Raw genomic sequence first — 17,495 nt, forward strand, 5'->3', positions numbered from 1 at the left:
GTCACATCCGCGTGCCGGTCCGGTCGGTGATCCCGGCGCGCTCGCGGTAGGCGCGCAGGAGCGCGAGGGCGTCCGGCCCGCGCGGGCGGCGCCCCGGCCGGATGTCGCAGGCGAGCGCCTTCGCCTCCTGGATATGGGTGTTCGGGTCCAGGACGAGGTGCAGCAGCTCGTTGGCGGCGTCGCCGGTGCTGAGGCCGTTCGGCCCCCAGTGGTAGGGCAGGCCGACCTGGTGCAGCGTCCGGCCGTCCACGGTGAGCGGCGCCATCCGCGCCGTGACCATGACCCGCGCCTCGATCACGCCGCGCGCCGACACGATCGTGGCCCAGCCGCCGTGCTCCAGGCCCCGCTCGTCCGCCAGCCCGGGCGAGACCTCGCAGAAGAACTCCGGTTGCAGCTCGGCCAGGTAGGGCTGCCAGCGCGACATGCCGCCCGCCGTGTGGTGCTCGGTCAGCCGGTAGGTCGTCGCCACGTACGGGAACACCTCCGAGCCGGGGTCGGCGCCGCTCGGCGCCGACCGGTCGTCGGGATGCGGTTTCAGCAGGTGCCGGACGGGGTTGCGCTGCTGCCCGTACAGCGGGTTCGTGAACGGCGACTCCTGCGGCTCGTAGTGCGCGGGGAGCGGCCCGTCCACGAGGCCCGCCGGGACGTGCAGCCACGCCTTGCCGTCGGCCTGCATGATGAACGGGTCGTCGCCGGCGAGGGCGTCGGGCCCCCGCGCGCCCGGCGGCGGCCGGTAGCCGGGCGGGCGGTCGGCGACGAAGTCGGGCACGTCGTGGCCCGTCCACCTGCCCTGCTCGGCGTCCCACCAGATGAGCGCCTTGCGTTCGCTCCACGGTCTGCCGTCGGGGTCGGCGGACGCGCGGTTGTACAGGACGCGCCGGTTCGCGGGCCACGCCCAGCCCCACTCGGGCGCCACCCAGCTCTGGTCGCGGCCGGGCTTGCGGCGCGCGGCCTGGTTGACGCCGTCCGCGTACACGCCCGCGTAGATCCAGCACCCGCACGAGGTGGACCCGTCGGGCTTCAGCTGGGTGTAGGCCGAGATCGGCCTCCCCTCCGCGTCCCGGCCGTTGATCTCGGCGAGCACGGCCTCGGCGTCCGGCTCGGCGAGGTCGCCGTGCGTGGGGTAGTCCCAGGTCAGGTCCAGCAGGGGACGGTCCATCTCGTCCTCGGACCCGGCGAGCTTCTCCCGGATGATCCGGCCGAGGTGGTAGGTGAACCACAGGTCGCTGCGGATGTCCCCGGCCGGTTCGACGGCCTGGCTGTGCCACTGGAGCATCCGCTGGGTGTTGGTGAAGCTGCCGTCCTTCTCGGTGTGCGCGGCGGCGGGCAGGAAGAACACCTCGGTGCCGATGTCCTCGGGCCGCGTCTCGCCGGTCTCGACCTCGGGGCCGTCCTGCCACCACGTCGCGGACTCGATCAGCGAGAAGTCGCGGACGACCAGCCAGTCCAGGTTCGCCATGCCGAGCCGCTGGATCTTGGCGTTGGCCGACCCGACCGCCGGGTTCTCGCCCAGCAGGAAGTAGCCCTTGCACACCCCGTCGATCTGCGCCATCGCGGTCTCGTAGGTGCTGTGGGTGCCGGTCAGCCGGGGCAGGTAGTCGAACCGGAAGTCGTTGTCGGCCGTGGCCGCGTCCCCCCAGTACGACTTGAGCAGGCTCACGAAGTAGGAGCGCATGTCGCCCCAGAAGCCTTTGTGCGCAGCCTCCGCCTCGATGAACGCGTCCAGGTTCTCGTTGGTGTGCGCGTGCGGCATCGGGATGTACCCGGGCAGCAGGTTGAACAGCGTCGGGATGTCGGTCGAGCCCTGGATGGACGCGTGCCCGCGCAGCGCCAGGATCCCGCCGCCGGGGCGCCCGATGTTGCCGAGCAGCGTCTGGAGGATCGACGCCGCCCGGATGTACTGGACGCCCACCGTGTGCTGCGTCCAGCCGACCGCGTAGGCGAACGCGGTCGTCCGGTCGCGCCCGGAGTTCTCGCTGACGAGGTCGCACACCTGCTGGAACAGCGCGGGCGGGACGCCGCAGATCCGCTCCACCATCTCCGGCGTGTAGCGGGCGAAGTGCCGCTTCAGCACCTGGAAAACGCAGCGCGGATGCTCCAGCGTCAGGTCGCGCTCCGGCTCGCCCTCGCCGATGTCCGCGCCGCCCGAACCGTGCGCCTCGCCGCGTCCGGCCTCCGCGACCGCCTCGACGCGGTCCTCGTACTCCTCGTCCCGCTCCCCGGCGGCCGACTGGACCTCCAGGCCCGCGTACTGCCACGTGCTCGGGTCGTAGCTGCGCGAGTCCGGGCGCAGGCCGGAGAACACGCCGTCCAGGTCCTCGGTGTCGCGGAAATCCTCGGAGAGGATCATCGGCGCGTTCGTGTAGGCGACCACGTAGTCGCGGAAGTACTTCTCGTTCTTGAGGACGTGGTTGATGATCCCGCCGAGGAACGCGATGTCACTGCCCGCGCGCAGCGGGACGTGGACGTCCGCGACCGCGCTCGTGCGGGTGAACCGGGGGTCGACGTGGATCAGCTTCGCGCCGCGCGCCTTCGCCTCCATCACCCACTGGAACCCGACCGGATGGCACTCGGCCATGTTCGAGCCCTGCACGACGATGCAGTCGGAGTTGCGCAGATCCTGCTGGAAGGTGGTCGCGCCGCCGCGTCCGAACGAGGTTCCCAGACCGGGAACGGTGGAGGAGTGTCAAATACGGGCCTGGTTCTCGATCTGCACCGCGCCGAGCGCGGTGAACAGCTTCTTGATCAGGTAGTTCTCCTCGTTGTCGAGGGTGGCGCCGCCGAGACTCGCGAGGCCGAGCGTCCGCCGGACGCGGACCCCGTCGTCCTCCCACTGCCATCCCTCGCGCCGGGCCGCGATCACCCGGTCGGCGATCATGTCCATCGCCTCGTCGAGGTCGAGCGGCTCCCACTCGGTGCCGTGCGGGCGCCGGTAGAGCACCTTCCGCTCCCGCGCCGGGCCGGTCGTCAGCTGGAGGCTCGCCGAGCCCTTCGGGCACAGCCGCCCCCGGCTCACCGGGGAGTCGGGGTCGCCCTCGATCTGGGTGACCTTCCCGTCCTGGACGTACACGTTCTGGCCGCAGCCGACCGCGCAGTAGGGGCAGACGGACTTCACGACCCGGTCGGCGGTGCTCACCCGCGCGGTCAGCCGCTCGCTGCCCGCGCTCTTGGCGGCGGCGCCGCGGCCGAGCGGATCGGACCCGGTGGCCTGCCGGTAGACGGGCCACGACCCGATCCAGCGGCGAACGCCCATGCCCCGCCCTCCCACCCGACTCCGTGGACGCGCGCCTCCTACCCGGCGCCCTGACCATGAAACACACGCGGGGACGCCGCCGACCCACCCTCGACCTCATCGAACAAGGCGGCCGCGCGCCGTGCGGACTCCCGGGCGCGGCGTCCGGTACTGAGCAGGCACAGGGCCACGAGCCCGACCCCGAGCCCGGTCACCAGCCACCACACCCCGCGCTCCGCATGCGTGAACGACGCCCCGCCACCCGCGACGGACGACCCCACGATCGTCCCGGAGATCGCGACGCCGAGCGTCGTGCCGACCTGCCGCCCGGTGGAGGACAGCGAGGCCGCCACGCCCGCCATCGAGCGCGGCATTCCCGACACCGCCGTATTGGTGATCGGCGGGTTGACCGTCCCGAGGAACACCCCGAACAGCACGGAGACCCCGAGCACCGCCGGGATCGGCGTGGCCGGGCCGAGCCGCAGCGAGGCGGCGCCGCCGAGCGCGAGCGCGGTCCCGGCGACCAGCAGCGGGAGGCGGGGGCCGCGCGTCCCGACGAGCCGTCCGGTGCGCGGCGACAGCACCATCGTCAGCGCCCCGACCGGGAGCAGGCACAGCCCGGTCGCGAGCGCCGACATGCCCCGCACGTCCTGGAGGTACTGAGTGGTGACGAACAGGAACGCGTTGAACCCGCACAGCGCGAACAGCGCCATCACGATCGCCGCGCCGAACGGCACGCCGCGGAACAGGCGCAGCTCCAGCAGCGGATCGGCGCGGCGCGGCTCGAAACCGAGCAGGCCCAGCACGCCGAGGACCGCGACCGCGAGCAGCGCGAGGATCACCGGCGACCCCCAGCCCAGCCGCCGCGACTCGATGATCGCGTAGACGAGGGCGCCCAACGTGAGGACCACCAGGAACTGGCCGACGGGATCGAAGCGGCGCGCCCGCGCGGCACGCGACTCCGGGACGAACAGCGCCGAGCACACGATCGCGGCGGCCGCGATCGGCACGTTGACCCAGAAGACCGAGCGCCAGCCGAGGCCGTCGACCAGCGCGCCGCCGGCGATCGGCCCGAGCGCCAGCGCCAGCCCCGACACCGAGCCGAACACGCCGATCGCCCGCGCCCGCTCGGCCGGCTCGGGGAACGTCGCGGCGACGATCGCCATCGCGACCGGGTTGAGCATCGTCCCGCCGACGGCCTGGAGCGCGCGTGCCGCGATCAGCCAGCCGATGCCCGGCGCGAGGCCGCACAGCAGCGAGCCGAGCCCGAACACCGCGAGCCCGGCCTGGAAGACGCGCCGCCGCCCGATCCGGTCGGCCGTGGACCCGGCGAGCAGCAGGAATCCGGCCAGCACCAGCGTGTAGGCGTCGACCGTCCACTGGAGGCCGGTCACCGAGGCGTGCAGGTCGCGGCGGATCGAGGGCAGCGCGACGTTGACGATGGAGATGTCCATCACCACGACGAGCATGCCGGCGCAGCAGATCGCGAGGACGAGGAGGCGCCGGCGGCGGTCGGACGCGCCGCCGGGGGTCGGTGGGTTCATGACCCCGGACGCTAGAATTTAGAGCGTGCTCGAAGTCAACCGGAAGCCCGACATCCCCGAGGAGGGGCTCGCCATCGCGGAGGCCGCCCGCCGCACCGGCGTCAGCGTCCACACCCTGCGCTACTACGAGCGCGCGGGCCTGGTCGTCACCACGCTCGACCGCACCGCCGGCGGCTGGCGCCGCTACCACCGGCTCGACCTCGACTGGATCCTCGTCTGCACGCGGCTCCGCGCGACCGGCATGCCGATCAGGTCCATCCGCCGCTACGCCGAACTCGTCGCCGCCGGGCGCGGCAACGAGCAGGAGCGGCTCGCGCTCCTGGAGGCCCACCGCGCCGAGGTGACCGCGCGCCTCGCCGAGATCCAGAGCAACCTGGCGCTCATCGACCACAAGATCGACGTCTACCGGGGCCGGCTGGCCGCCGGTGACGCCGATCAACTGTGGGCTCCGACCCCTCCCGGCTAGCGGACGACCGGCCTGGCGGGCGGCCCCCGAACTCGCCGTATCCCGTGGGGCCGTCCCTCGCCGTCCGGAGGACCGCACCCGCCTGACGGCATGAGCGGGGTCTGAATCACCTGACGGCGGGCTCACACGGTTCCCCGGAGAGTGCAACCGTGTGAGCGCCTGTCCGCGCAGTGGCCAAGCGGGGCTGAACCCACCACCCGGAAGTCTGTTCGCGGTCCATCGCTCCGGTCGGACGAGCCGCCGCGCCTCCCGCACCGACCCCGGTTCGCCCGCAGGGCGACCTCGGAGCGTGACCGGCCGCCAGCGCATCGCACGGCAATAGTCCTGGCCGCGGGCGAAGCCCACGCACGTTCAGCCCAGTGCAAGAAGGGAATCAGAACCCGACGCCGAGGCTGAAACGGACAGCACGGCAACAATGGACCAATTGACCTACAGGTCGGGCGTCAGTGATAACTCGATCTTGGTCGAGCGGGCGGATTTCACGCGAAGTTACATAGCTGCCGCGACTGGAGCGCTGGCATACTCTTCCGCAAGGCCAAAGAAATGGCTTCGCCAATCCGAGGAGATTTCATGCGACGTCCGCTCTTTGGGCGCGTGCCCAGCGCGTCCTCAACCATCAAGCCGTTAGTCGTCATGGCAGCGGCCAGTGCCGCTCTCTTCGCCGCGCCGGCAGTGGCATCCGCCGCGCAGACCGGCACGGTCACGCCGGGTGCCCGGGACCAGGGCGCCACCTCCATCTCGGGCACCGCGAGCAGCGCGCGCTCCGGGGCCGGCATCGCCGCCGTCTTCAACTGCCGGTACTTCGGCCGTCCCCCGTACCAGGAGCTCCAGTTCAACTGCTTGGTGCGGTCCGGTCGCCTCCAGGTGGTCCTTAATTGCGTCGACGGACGGCGGATCTCCGGCCCCATCTTGGTGCCGACCGGCTACTACCAGCCCTTCAGTATCAGCTGCGCGCCCGCCCAGTACTCCACCTTCGACTACTACGGGAGCGACTGACATATTCCAGAAAGCCCGGCAGAACCGCAGCCCCGCACGGGCTACCGCCAGTGCCGCAGCTAACAACGCGGGTCTCCGAATTCAGGAGCGGGCGCGGATAGGTGCGGTGGGGGCATCGACAGCAGAACGGGCACAGGTCCTGGTGGTCATGAAGTCGTAACGCTCTGTGATCACTGGCGGGGCCTGTGCCCGCGCTGCGGCGAGCGCGACGCCCCCTGACACTCCGAGACGCTCGGCCGGGGAATCCCCGGCCGAGCGTCTGGCGTTGTCGGGCTGTCCGGTCAGGGGACGAGGGCGCCGGAGCGGGCGACTACGCGGCCGTCCTTCATCACCAGGGTCCGCTCGGGGGGTGTCACGACGATCTCGCCGAGTGCCTCGCCGGGGAGGACGACGAGGTCGGCGACGTCTCCCTCCTTGAGGTCGCAGCGGGGCGCGCCGAGGACGGCGCGGCCCAGCGTCGTGCCCATGCCCAGCGCGAACTCCAGGTCGTCGTCGGTGCGCCAGTACCGCTTGTAGGCCATGAACATCGCGCGGGCGAGGATGTCGCCCTCGCCCCACGGCGACCAGCGGCTCCGGGCGGAGTCGGAGCCGAGGCACATCCGCACGCCCATCGCGTGCAGGGCCTTGACGTCCGGCACCGGGAGGAGGCCGTGGACGCCGACGGCGACCGCGATGTCGGCCTCCGCGAGCACCGAGCCGAGGTGCGCGAGCTGCGCGGGCGTCGGCTCGGCCAGGCTGAACACGTCGCACAGGCTGACCTTGCCCTGCATGCCGAGCGCCTTGACCCGCTCGGCGATCCGCTCGATGAGCCAGATGCCGAGCTCGCCGGACTCGTGCGCGTGGAAGTCCACCGACACCTGGTAGCGCTCGGCGAGGCCGAAGACGATGTCGAGCTGGCGCGCGGCGTCGCCGTCCACGCCCGCCGGGTCCAGCCCGCCGACCGCGTCGGCCCCGAGCCGCAGCGCCTCCTCCAACAGCTCCGCGGTGCCCGGCTTGCGCAGGATGCCGAGCTGCGGGAACGCCACGATCTGCAGGTCGGTGAGGCCGGTCATCTCCTCGCGCACCTGGAACATGCCCTGGATGCCGTCGAGCCCGATCTCCGGCGCCACGTCCACGAAGGTCCTGATCGACGTCGAGCCGTAGGCGACGCACTTGTCGAGGAAGGCCCGCGCCCGCTTCGCGACGGGCGTCGTGGTCTCCGCCCACTGCTGGAGCATGTCGTCGAACATCTGGTCCATCGTGATCGGCTCGGACGTCCGCCGGATCCACGGCTCGCCCCACAGGCTCTTGTCGGCGTGGGCGTGGCCGTCGACGAAGCCGGGCAGGACGATCTGCCCGCCGAGGTCCTCGACGCGGTCGGCCGGGCCGAGGTCGGCGGGCGCCGGGCCGACGGCCGCGATCCTGCCGTTCGCGACCGTGACGGCCTGCGGGTCGCCCACGCCGTTCACGCGGACGTTGGACAGCACAATTCTGGACATGATCTGCCTTCTCGTGTTTCCCGGCCATCCGGGAGAACCTGCGGTGTTCCTTGGATCGCCTATTCGAGGCGGCCGATCGCGGCGTCCTCCAGCGCCCCGGCCAGGCGGTAGGCCATGAGCGAGGCGAGCAGCACGATCGCGACGCCGCCCCAGACGAAGTCGTAGTCCGACAGCGTCGCGGCGACCGTCATCGACGCGCCGAGCCCGTAGCCGGTGGCGAGCCACTCCGCGACCATCGCCGCGCCGATGGACAGCGGCAGCGCGATCTTGACCGAGGCCAGCAGCGCGGGCAGCGCGTAGGGGATGAGCAGTTTGGTGATGTGGTGCCTGCGCTTCGCCCCGACGGCGTTGAGCAGGTCGCCCGCGCTGCGGGGGACGGCCCGCATCGCCAGCAGGACGTTGACGAGGATCGGGAAGAACGTCATCACCGCGATCAGGACGGTGACGGCGGCGATCCCGCGTCCGAACATCAGCGCCAGCAGCGGCATCGCGGCCACGATCGGGATCGAGCGCAGCGCGATCGAGATCGGCATCAGCACCCGCTCGATCACCGGGAACTCGTGCGCGACCACGGCCATCGCCACCGCGAGGACGAGCCCCACGAGGAAGCCGACCCCGGCGTCCCCGATGGTGCGCAGCAGCGACGACAGCATGTACGGCAGCGGGTCCTCCGCCTCGCCGGACGCGGTCACGAGCTGGGTGTCGCCGTTCAGGAAGTAGCGCCCGACCTCCCACGGGCCCCGGGCCACCGCGCTCCCGCCCGGCACGACGAGGACGAGCAGCCACCAGCCGAGCACGACGCCGCCGACCGTCGCGGCCACCGAGAGCACGGCGCGCCGGACGCGGGCGAGCGGGCGGGTGTCGCGGCGGCCGAGCCGGGCGGCCCGCGCGCCGAGGACGGTGTCCATCGAGCGCGTCCACGGCAGCGCCGTCCGCACGACCAGCGGCAGCGCCAGGAACGCCGCGGCGGCCAGCAGCGAGGTCACGATCGCGAGGCCCCAGGCGCGGGGGATGTCGAACGCGCCCTGCGCCTGCACCATCGCGACGCCGAGGCCCTCCGAGCCGCCCATGTACTCCCCGATGATCGCGCCGAGGATGGCGCCGGGCGCGGCGACCTGCAGTCCCGCGACCAGGCTCGGGATCGCGGCGGGCAGCCGCACCCGGCGGATCACCGTCCACTCCGAGCCGCCGGAGGCGCGCACCACGTCGACCGAGGTGCGGTCCACGCCGGTGAGGCCGAGGATCGCGGCGACCAGCGTGGTGAACACGACCGCCTGCGCGGCGAGGATCACGCTCGGCATGCTGCCCCGGAACGCGATCGCCAGCAGCGGCGCGACGGCGATGAGCGGCAGCGCGATCGCGCCGACCGCGACCCGCTCGAACAGCGCCTGGACGCGGGGGAACGGCAGCGTGCACAGTGCCAGCGCGATCGCGATGCCGTTGCCCCACAGGTAGCCCTGGAGCGCCGAGGCCATCGTGACCGACACGTTCGGGCCGTAGTAGTCGGCGTCGTCGCGCATCTGGCCGAGCACCTCGGCGGGCTTCGGCACCAGCGACCCGAACGCGCCGGTCGCCATCACCTGCCACGCGACGGCCAGGACCAGCACGGTCAGCAGCGGCGGGACGAGGTCGCGCAGACGCGCGGCGAGCGGCCGGGCGAAGGGCCGGGCGGTGGCGGTCACCGGGCCGCCCGCCCGCTGCCGCTGAACAGCTTCTCCGACAGCTCGTCGCAGATCGCGTGGAACGCCGCGTCGTGGAGGATCTCGGGCGTGCGCGGCCGGGGGAGGTCGACCTTGACGACGTCCAGGATCGTTCCAGGACGCGGCGACATCAGCACGACCGTGTCGGAGAGCAGCACGGCCTCCCCGATGCCGTGGGTGACCAGCACCGTGGTCGTGCCGCGCTCGGCCCAGATCCGCTGCAGCTCGAAGTTGAGCCGCTGGCGGGTGAGGTCGTCCAGGGCGCCGAACGGCTCGTCCAGCAGCAGGAGTTCGGGGTCGGTGACCAGCGACCGGGCCAGCGACACGCGCTGGCGCATGCCGCCCGACAGCTGCGACGGGCGGGCCTTCTCGAACCCCTTCAGCCCGACGAGCCGGATCAGCTCGGCGACGGCCGCGGGGTCCTTGCGTCCCGCCACCTCCAGCGGCAGCCGGATGTTGGCCTCCACGCTCCGCCACGGCAGCAGGCCCGCGTCCTGGAACGCGATCCCGACGCCGTGCCCCTCGCGCAGCTCGCGCGGGGTGCGGCCGTGGACGGTGACCGTCCCGGCGGTGGGGCTCTCCAGGTCGGCCAGCGTCCGCAGGACGGTGGACTTCCCGCAGCCCGACGGACCGAGCAGCCCGACGAACTCGCCCCGGCGGGAGTCGAAGGTGAACTCGCGCAGCGCCTCGACCGACGTCCCCTTGGCGTCGAAGACCTTCCGCAGCCCGCTCGTGTGGATCCCGTCGGCGGCTGGCACGGTCCGCGGCGCCGCCTTCTCGGAAGCGCCCGTCTGATCCGCCTGTGTCTGCTTCGCCGGTGTCTGCTTTGTCATGGCGCGCTCAGCCCCCGAGCAGTTCGTTGGTGAACAGCGACCGGTCGAGCTTGATGCCGATGCTGGTCAGGCTCGTGATCGTCTCTTCGATGAGCGCGTCGGACATCCAGAACAACCCCTCGCTTGCAGGGGCGGCGCTCGCCTTCGATCCGCCGCCGGCGCCCACGTAGGGCGCGATGGCGGCGAGCGACTTGGCCTGCTCGTTCGGCTTCAGGCCGAGCTTGGCGCCGTACTTCTCCATGATCACGTCGGTGGCGTGCCGCTGGTCGCGCAGCGCCGCCTCCCAGCCCTGCCTGCTGCCCGCCATGAACTTGCGGGCGCGCTCCCGGGCGGCCCGGTCGCTCAGCGTCTTCTCCGAGACGAAGAAGACGCTCTGCATCCGGTTGAACCCGAAGTCGGCGAGCGGCATCACATACGTCTTGATGCCGCGCAGTTCCAGCGAGACGGGCTGGTTCGAGGCGAATCCCCAGATCGCGTCCACCTCCCGCGCCGCGAGCGGCGCGGGGTCGAACTGGATCGGCACGAGTTTCACCTTGCCGACATCGACGCCGTTGCGCTTCATGAACACCAGGGCGGTGTTCTTTCCCGCCAGCGTGATGCCGAGCTTCTTGCCCTCGATGTCCTTGGGGTGCTTCACCGGACGGTCGGCGAGCGAGATCCACGATTCCGGGCTCTTGCGCAGCCCGGCGCCGACGATCTTCAGTTTCGCGCCGCGCGCGACGGCGGTGGCGACGTTCTCCGGGATCGCCTCGACGCCGATGTTCACCCGGTTCGTCGTGACCATGGGGACGACCGCGGAGTTCGGCCCGCCGGGCAGGATGTCGACGTTCAGGCCCTGCTTGCCGTAGAGGCCGTCCTGCGCCCCGACGAAGATGCCCGCGTACTCGGCGTTCGGGATCCAGGCGAGCTTCACCGTCAGCCGGCCGCCGCCCGAGCCGCCGTCGGCCGAACCCGTGCCGCACCCCGACAGCCACGGGACGGCGGAGCCGGCCGTCAGGAGCGCGGCGCCCTGGCCGGTCATCCGGAGGAAGGAGCGCCGGCCCATTCGAGGCGGCGTGTTGATATGGGTCATGCGTGCTCCCGAAAAGGGTCGTCCGCGCTCCCGAAAGAGTCGTCGTGATAGTTGCGTGATATGAGGTTCCGCGCTACGCGAGATCGATCTCGGCGAGCAGCGTGTGAATGACGTGAGCGTTTCCGCTGTTCGCGAACTGCTCGGTCTCGCGGATCATTCCGTCGAGGTGCACGACCATGAGCCGCTCGGCGCCGTCGGCATCCCGGTCGGAGATGCTCGCGACGATGTCGCGGTGCTCCTGGTCCCAGCGGGCCAGCGCGTCCTGCTTGACGCCGATCATCATGAGCAGGCGTTCGAGCAGTTCGAGCCGGTCGTCGAACAGCGAGGTGGTGATCGCCTGGATCTGCTTGTTGTGCGAGGCGTGGCCGATCGTCTTGTGGAAGGCGAGCCGTTCCCGCCAGCGCGCCTCACCGCCCGTCTCGACCATCGCGCGCAGGTCGGCGAGTTCCTCCGGCCGCGCCCGCAGCGCGGCGGCGCGCGCCGCCTCCCGCTCGATCCCGCGCCGTCCGGCCAGGTGGTCGACCAGGTCGTGGACGTCGCGCAGGTTCAGCGCGTCGGCGAAGTAGGAGGCGCGCTCGCTGTCGAGCTGCTGGTTGGCCGCGACGCGGACGCCCTCCTCGGTGAGGATCCGGCCCTTCTTGCCGAGCGAGCGGGTGAGGGACCGCTCGTCCAGGTCGGTGAGCAGCCGGCTCACGGTCGACTCGCTGACGTCGAAGCCGCGTTCCCGCAGGTACCGGGCGGCGGCGCGCGCCCCCACCGGGCCCTGGTGATCGCTCATGACCGCCAGGATCGCGGACTCCATCGCCGGCGTGTGCCGCACGGTTGCCTCCTCGTCCGGCTGCGCTCGCCGGACCTCGCTCCTCGGGCGGCGCCACCTCGTCAGGCGACGCCGCAGGTCCGGGGTACCGGACCGTTCCCGGAACCGTAAGCGCCATGTCGGTGTATGTCAATAGTGACGAACGTGGTCGGTATATGACACTGTTTGACCGCAATTGAACGACGAAAGGAAACGGATGAGCACCGACCAGCTCGCGCACCACCTGCACCTACGCGGAGACGACGTCGGCCGGTACGCGCTGCTGCCCAGCAACCCCGACCAGGTCGCGCCGCTCGCCGCGCTGATGGACGCCCCCGAGTTCGTCGCCCGCAACCGCGAGTTCGAGACCTGGCGCGGCACGGTGGACGGCGAGACCGTCGTCGTGACCTCCACCGGCGTGGGCGGCCCGTCCACGGCGCTCGCGGTCGAGGAACTGGCCGCGCTCGGGGTCGACACGATGATCCGGGTCGGGGTGTCCGGCTCGATGCGGCCCGACACCCGGAACGGCGAGCTGGCCGTCCTCACGGGGGCGATCCGCGACGAGGGCACCACCCGCCAGTACATGCCGGTCGAGTTCCCGGCGATCGCGTCGATCGAGGTCGTGCTCGCCCTCCAGGACGCCGCGAACCGCGCCGGGGCGACCTACCGGTGCGGGCTCGCCCACACCAAGGACTCCTACTACGGCGAGACGGAACCGGCCCGCATGCCGATGGCGGCCGCGCTCACCGAGCGCTTCGAGACCTGGCGCCGGGGCGGGGCGATCTGCTCGGAGATGGAGACCGCGGCCGCGCTCGTCGTCGGCAGCGTGCTCGACGTCCGGATGGGCGGCGTCGTGCTGATGTGGAGCCGGGAGGCCATCGACACCGGCGCGGCCCCGCCCGCCGAGCCGCTCTACGCGACCGCCGTCGGCGCGGTGCGCACGCTGGTCGCTGCGGGCGCGCGGACGGCGCGGGACGCGTGAGGACCCCGGCCCGCGGTCGCCTCGGAGCGGCGAGGTGACCACGAACCGTCCTCCGCTGGAGGCCGCCGGGGACCCGTCCGGCGCCGAGGCCGCGGGGGAGGCGCGTGCGCGCGGCGCGCCGGGCCGCCCGGCGCTCGTGCTGGTCGCCGTCGTGCTCGTCGCCGTGAACCTGCGCGTCGCGGTGACGAGCCTCGGCGCGGTACTGGACGAGGCGCGGGGCGACCTCGGGATGTCCACGCTCGCCGCGTCCACCGCCGCGACCCTGCCCGTCGTGTGCTTCGGGGGCATCGCGCTGGTGACGCCCCGGCTCATCCGGCGGGTGGGCGCGACGGCCGGGCTCGGGCTGGCCCTCGGCCTGCTGCTGGTCGGGCTGCTGGTCCGCGTCGCGGGCGGCGAGGCCACGCTCCTCACCGGGACGTTCGTCGCCTGCGCGGGCATCGCCGCGGGCAACGTGCTGCTCCCGGTGATCGTCAAGATCGAGTTCCCGGGCCGGATCGGCGAGGTGACCGGCGCCTACAGCGCGGCGATGTCGGGCGGGGCCGCGATCGGCGCCGCGGCGACCGTGCCGCTCGGCGACGTGCTCGGCGGCTGGCGGGGCGGGCTCGCGGCCTGGGCCGCGCTCGCCGCCGCGACCCTGCTGCTCTGGCTGCCCCGCGTCCGGCGGACGCCGCCGCCCGCGCGGGCCGGGGCGGGTGCGGCGGGCATGGCGGGCATGGCGCGCAGCCCGGTCGCCTGGGCGGTCACGCTGCTGTTCGCGACGCAGTCCGTGCTCGCGTTCGTCGTGATGGCCTGGCTGCCGACCGTCTACACCGACGCGGGATACGCGCCAGGGGAGGCCGGGACGCTCCTGGCCGTCGCGCTCCTGGTCGGCGTCCCGGTGTACTTCGCCGTCCCGATCCTGGCGGCGCGGCTGCGGCGGCAGGGGGCGCTCGGCGCGGGGATGACCGCCGCGCAGATCGTCGGGCTGGCCGGCCTCCTGCTGTATCCGGGGTCGGTCCCCTGGCTCTGGGCGGTGCTCATCGGCATCGGCGGCGGGGTGTTCCCGCTGACGCTGGCGCTGTTCAGCATGCGCACCCGCACCGCGACGGACACGGCCGCCCTCTCGGCGATGGCGCAGAGCGTCGGCTACCTCCTCGCCGCCCTCGGCCCGTTCACCGTCGGCGTCCTGCGCGACGCCACCGGCTCCTGGACCACGCCGATCTCGCTGCTCATCGCGATCTGCGTCGTCCAGACGGCCCTGTCATTCGGCGCCGGAAGGCCGCGCCTGATCGACACCTCCGGCCCGGGCTAGCCGGGACGCGGCGCCAGGCGCGCCGCGCGCGCCCGCAGGTAGCGCTGCTCGGGGAGGCTGAGGGTGAGCCGGGCCGCACGCGAGTAGTTCTCCCGCGCGGCCTCGCCGTCGCCCGCCAGTTCCTGGAGATGCCCTCGGACGGCGTACAGGCGATGGTGCCGGGCCATCCTCGGGTCGTCGTCCAGCGGCTCCAGCAGGTCGAGGCCCGCACGGGGACCCCGGGTCATCGCGACCGCGACGGCGTGGTTGAGGGTGACCATCGGGTTCGGCGCGATCCGCCCGAGGATCCCGTACAGCACGCGGATCTGCTCCCAGTCGGTGTCCTCGACCCGAGGCGCGCGGTCGTGCAGCGCGGCGATCGCCGCCTGGAGCTGGTAGGGGCCGAGGGGCGAGGTCGCCATCGCCTGGGAGACCAGCGCGGTGCCCTCGTCGACGGCGGCGGCGTCCCACCGGCCGCGGTCCTGCTCGGCCAGCGGCACGAACGTGCCGTCCGGGCCGACGCGGGCGGCGCGGCGCGCGTCGGTGAGCAGCATCAGCGCCAGCAGCCCGGCGACCTCACCGTCGCCGGGCAGCGCCCGGTGCACCGCGCGGGCCAGCCGGATCGCCTCGGCGGTCAGCTCGCGGCGGTGCAGGTCGGGCCCGGAACTGGCGGCATAGCCCTCGTTGAAGATCAGGTAGAGGACGTGCAGGACGGCGCCGAGCCGCTCGGTCCACTCCCGCGCGTCCGGCCGCGCGAACGGCGCGCCCGACGCCTTGATCCGCCGCTTGGCGCGGCTGATCCGCGGCGCCATCGTGGCCTCGGGTACCAGGAACGCCTGCGCGATCTCGGCGGTGGTGAGGCCGCCGACCGCGCGCAGCGTCAGCGCCACCTGCGAGGCGGGCGTCAGCGCGGGATGGCAGCACAGGAACAGCAGCGTGAGCGTGTCGTCGCGGTCGCCCGGGTTCTCCTCGCCGGGCGCGGCGGCGACATCGGCGTCCGGAACCTCCCGCGCCGCCGCCGCGACCTCCCGGCGGCGGCGCGCCCGCTCGCTGCGCACCTGGTCCACCAGGCGGCGGGACGCGACGGTGACCAGCCACGACCGCGGGCTCTCGGGCATCCCGTCCGCCGGCCACCGCGTCGCGGCGGCGAGCAGCGCGTCCTGGACGGCCTCCTCGCACTCCTCGAACCCGCCGTACCGGCGCAGCAGCACGCCGAGGACCTGCGGCGCCAGCTCGCGCAGCAGGTCCCCGAACCGGTCGGGCGCGGTCACATCTCCATCCCGCCCGCGTCCATCAGCGGCCACACCTCGACGCCCCCGGGCCAGCCGGCCGCCGACAGGGCGGCCAGCTCGACGGCGCGGTCCAGGCTCGGGCAGTCCAGCAGGTACTGGCCCGTCAGCGGCTCGGCGGCCCGCAGGTAGGGCCCCTCGGACACCTCCGCCGCCCCGGCCCGCGCCCGCACGACGACGCTGACGGACGGGTCGGCGAGCACATGCCCGCCGATCAGCTCCCCGGCCTCGCGCGCCACGGCCAGGAACTCCTCGCGGCCGCTCCCGGGCCCGGGGGCGGCCTCCGGGCTCAGATAGAGGTTCACGACGAACTTCATCGCGCCGCGGCTCAGCTTCCCGGCGCGTCCTGGTAGATCACCGGGCGCACCTCGATCCCGAGGCCCTCGACCCGGGCGTCGGGGATCATTCCGGCCAGTTCCAGGGCGCGCTCCCTGCTCTCGCACTCGACCAGGTAGTAGCCGCCGAGGAACTCCTTGGCCTCCAGGTAGGGGCCGTCGGTCACCACCGGGACGCCGCCCCGGGTCCGGGCCACCGCGCTCTCGGACGGGTCGGCCAGCACGACCGTGCTGATCATCTCCCCGGACGCCTTGATCTTCTCGACGAACGGCGCGTGACCGCTCATCACCTCCTTGCGCTCGAACTCGGTCAGCGCGTCCCAGACCGCGGGGTTCACATGCATGAGCAGCAGGAACTGCACGTCGTCTCCTCCTTCTCCGGCGCGCCCGGTGGGCGCGGCTCACAGGTGGGTCGGAGCCGGATTCCCGGTCTTGACATCCCGGACGGCACGAACCGCAAGAATCCGGTCGCGGCTCCGACCTACCTCCGAACGGCGCCCCCACCTGGGCGTTCACCATATTGGAGGACATGTATGGATCTGCCGCGCATCGGTGTGACGCTCCAGCACTTCGGCCGGTACGCCGGTCCGGAGGGCATCGCGACCCTGGCGGTCGCGGCCGAGCGGCTCGGCTTCCACAGCCTGTCGGTCAGCGAGCGGCTGCTGATCCCCGTCGGACCGCACTGGACCAACGACGCGGGCCTGCCCGTGGACCCCTGCTGGGACTCCTTGGAGGTGCTGACCTGGGCCGCCGCGCACACCCGGCGGATCCGGCTGTGCACCGGCATCCTGAACACGATCTTCCAGCCGCCGGTCGTGCTGGCCCGCAAGCTCGCCACCCTCGACCGGCTCTCGCGCGGGCGGCTGGACGTCGGGATCGGGCAGGGCGGCGGCACCCGGCTCCCCCCGTACTACATCCCCGAGGAGTTCACGGCGGCGGGCGTCCCGGTCGCGCGCCGGGGCGCCGGGTTCGCCGAGCACGTCGCCGCGATGCGTGCCTGCTGGGCCCCCGACCCCGTCGAGTTCCACGGCGAGCACTACACGATCCCGGCGTCCAAGGTCGGGCCCAAGCCGCACGGGCGGATCCCCCTGCTGTTCGGGGCGATCACCCGTCCGACGATCGAGCGGGCGGCCCGCATCGGGGACGGCTTCGTCCTCGTCGCCGTGGACTGGGACGCCGCCCGCCAGCAGATCCGCTGGTACCGCGAGGCCGGCGGCACCGGCACCGTCATGCTGAGCGCGTTCCCCACGCCGCCGGGCACCGACCCGGCGGACGCCGAGTTCACCGACGCCGTGCTGGCCGACCTCGACCGCGCCGCCGACGCCGGAGCCGACGAGATGCACGTGGTGACCACCCTCCTGGACGTCTCGCCCGAGCGCCAGGTCGAACTGCTGGAGGCGCTCGCGGCCCGGACCGGCCCTAGTTAGAGGCTCTCACGAACGTGATTGACACTCCCGGCAATGTTGCGTTATAACTTCTAACGAACGCAAGAAGGAGTCATC

15 protein-coding genes are annotated in these 17,495 nt (G+C 72.7%); 5 read left to right on the forward strand and 10 right to left on the reverse strand.

What is annotated here, in order from left to right:
- Window position 1 precedes the first annotated feature (1 nt).
- Together fdh and KLI87_RS35520 are read right to left on the reverse strand one after the other, a co-directional pair.
- Entirely contained in the window at window positions 2-3,253 is a 3,252-nt protein-coding gene (fdh, locus tag KLI87_RS35515) for a formate dehydrogenase (RefSeq protein WP_214620523.1), read from the reverse strand.
- A gap of 38 nt (window positions 3,254-3,291) precedes the next feature.
- Window positions 3,292-4,776 carry an MFS transporter gene (locus KLI87_RS35520; RefSeq protein ID WP_214620524.1) on the reverse strand — a complete coding sequence of 495 codons (1,485 nt, stop codon included), beginning with the start codon at window positions 4,774-4,776 and terminating at the stop codon, window positions 3,292-3,294.
- A gap of 25 nt (window positions 4,777-4,801) precedes the next feature.
- Between KLI87_RS35520 and KLI87_RS35525 the strand changes: the two genes are divergently transcribed.
- Together KLI87_RS35525 and KLI87_RS35530 are read left to right on the forward strand one after the other, a co-directional pair.
- The gene (locus tag KLI87_RS35525) at window positions 4,802-5,242 is read left to right on the forward strand and encodes a MerR family transcriptional regulator (RefSeq protein WP_214620525.1); all 441 of its coding nucleotides are present in this window, start codon (window positions 4,802-4,804) and stop codon (window positions 5,240-5,242) included.
- A gap of 672 nt (window positions 5,243-5,914) precedes the next feature.
- Window positions 5,915-6,238, forward strand: a complete 324-nt coding sequence (locus KLI87_RS35530) for a hypothetical protein (protein WP_173390830.1) — start codon at window positions 5,915-5,917, stop codon at window positions 6,236-6,238.
- A gap of 281 nt (window positions 6,239-6,519) precedes the next feature.
- On the opposite strand, the gene KLI87_RS35535 is transcribed toward KLI87_RS35530, so the two are convergent.
- From KLI87_RS35535 to KLI87_RS35555, 5 genes are all read right to left on the reverse strand, one after another.
- Entirely contained in the window at window positions 6,520-7,716 is a 1,197-nt protein-coding gene (locus KLI87_RS35535) for an amidohydrolase (protein WP_214620526.1), read from the reverse strand.
- 59 nt (window positions 7,717-7,775) lie between these two features.
- Window positions 7,776-9,398 carry an ABC transporter permease gene (locus KLI87_RS35540; RefSeq protein ID WP_156217974.1) on the reverse strand — a complete coding sequence of 541 codons (1,623 nt, stop codon included), beginning with the start codon at window positions 9,396-9,398 and terminating at the stop codon, window positions 7,776-7,778.
- Window positions 9,395-10,174, reverse strand: a complete 780-nt coding sequence (locus KLI87_RS35545; RefSeq protein ID WP_308166456.1) for an ABC transporter ATP-binding protein — start codon at window positions 10,172-10,174, stop codon at window positions 9,395-9,397. The genes KLI87_RS35540 and KLI87_RS35545 overlap by 4 nt, the downstream gene beginning before the upstream one ends.
- A gap of 82 nt (window positions 10,175-10,256) precedes the next feature.
- The gene (locus KLI87_RS35550; protein ID WP_214620528.1) at window positions 10,257-11,321 is read right to left on the reverse strand and encodes an ABC transporter substrate-binding protein; all 1,065 of its coding nucleotides are present in this window, start codon (window positions 11,319-11,321) and stop codon (window positions 10,257-10,259) included.
- Window positions 11,322-11,394: 73 nt separating this feature from the next.
- Window positions 11,395-12,141, reverse strand: a complete 747-nt coding sequence (locus KLI87_RS35555; protein WP_214620529.1) for an FCD domain-containing protein — start codon at window positions 12,139-12,141, stop codon at window positions 11,395-11,397.
- Window positions 12,142-12,334: 193 nt separating this feature from the next.
- On the opposite strand from KLI87_RS35555, the gene KLI87_RS35560 reads away from it, so the two are divergent.
- Window positions 12,335-13,099 carry a nucleoside phosphorylase gene (locus KLI87_RS35560; RefSeq protein WP_156217978.1) on the forward strand — a complete coding sequence of 255 codons (765 nt, stop codon included), beginning with the start codon at window positions 12,335-12,337 and terminating at the stop codon, window positions 13,097-13,099.
- A gap of 34 nt (window positions 13,100-13,133) precedes the next feature.
- The gene (locus tag KLI87_RS35565) at window positions 13,134-14,390 is read left to right on the forward strand and encodes an MFS transporter (protein ID WP_214620530.1); all 1,257 of its coding nucleotides are present in this window, start codon (window positions 13,134-13,136) and stop codon (window positions 14,388-14,390) included.
- On the opposite strand, the gene KLI87_RS35570 is transcribed toward KLI87_RS35565, so the two are convergent.
- Genes KLI87_RS35570 through KLI87_RS35580 form a run of 3 tightly spaced genes read right to left on the reverse strand, consistent with a single transcriptional unit; the run spans window position 14,387 to window position 16,355 of the window.
- Entirely contained in the window at window positions 14,387-15,640 is a 1,254-nt protein-coding gene (locus tag KLI87_RS35570; RefSeq protein WP_214620531.1) for an RNA polymerase sigma factor, read from the reverse strand. The genes KLI87_RS35565 and KLI87_RS35570 overlap by 4 nt on opposite strands.
- On the reverse strand, window positions 15,637-15,975 hold the full coding sequence (locus KLI87_RS35575; protein WP_156217981.1) for a YciI family protein: 339 nt from the start codon (window positions 15,973-15,975) through the stop codon (window positions 15,637-15,639). Before KLI87_RS35575 ends, KLI87_RS35570 begins: the two co-directional genes overlap by 4 nt.
- 11 nt (window positions 15,976-15,986) lie before the next feature.
- Window positions 15,987-16,355, reverse strand: a complete 369-nt coding sequence (locus tag KLI87_RS35580) for a YciI family protein (protein ID WP_214620532.1) — start codon at window positions 16,353-16,355, stop codon at window positions 15,987-15,989.
- A 171-nt stretch (window positions 16,356-16,526) separates the two neighbouring features.
- Here KLI87_RS35580 and KLI87_RS35585 point away from each other — a divergent pair, with 171 nt between their 5' ends.
- Complete coding sequence (locus tag KLI87_RS35585) at window positions 16,527-17,420, forward strand: TIGR03619 family F420-dependent LLM class oxidoreductase (protein WP_214620533.1); 894 nt, start codon at window positions 16,527-16,529, stop codon at window positions 17,418-17,420.
- The last annotated feature ends 75 nt before the right edge of the window (window positions 17,421-17,495 follow it).

It is taken from the genome of Actinomadura sp. NEAU-AAG7 (genome assembly GCF_018603865.1).
GTDB classification, from domain to species: Bacteria; Actinomycetota; Actinomycetes; order Streptosporangiales; family Streptosporangiaceae; genus Spirillospora; species Spirillospora litoris.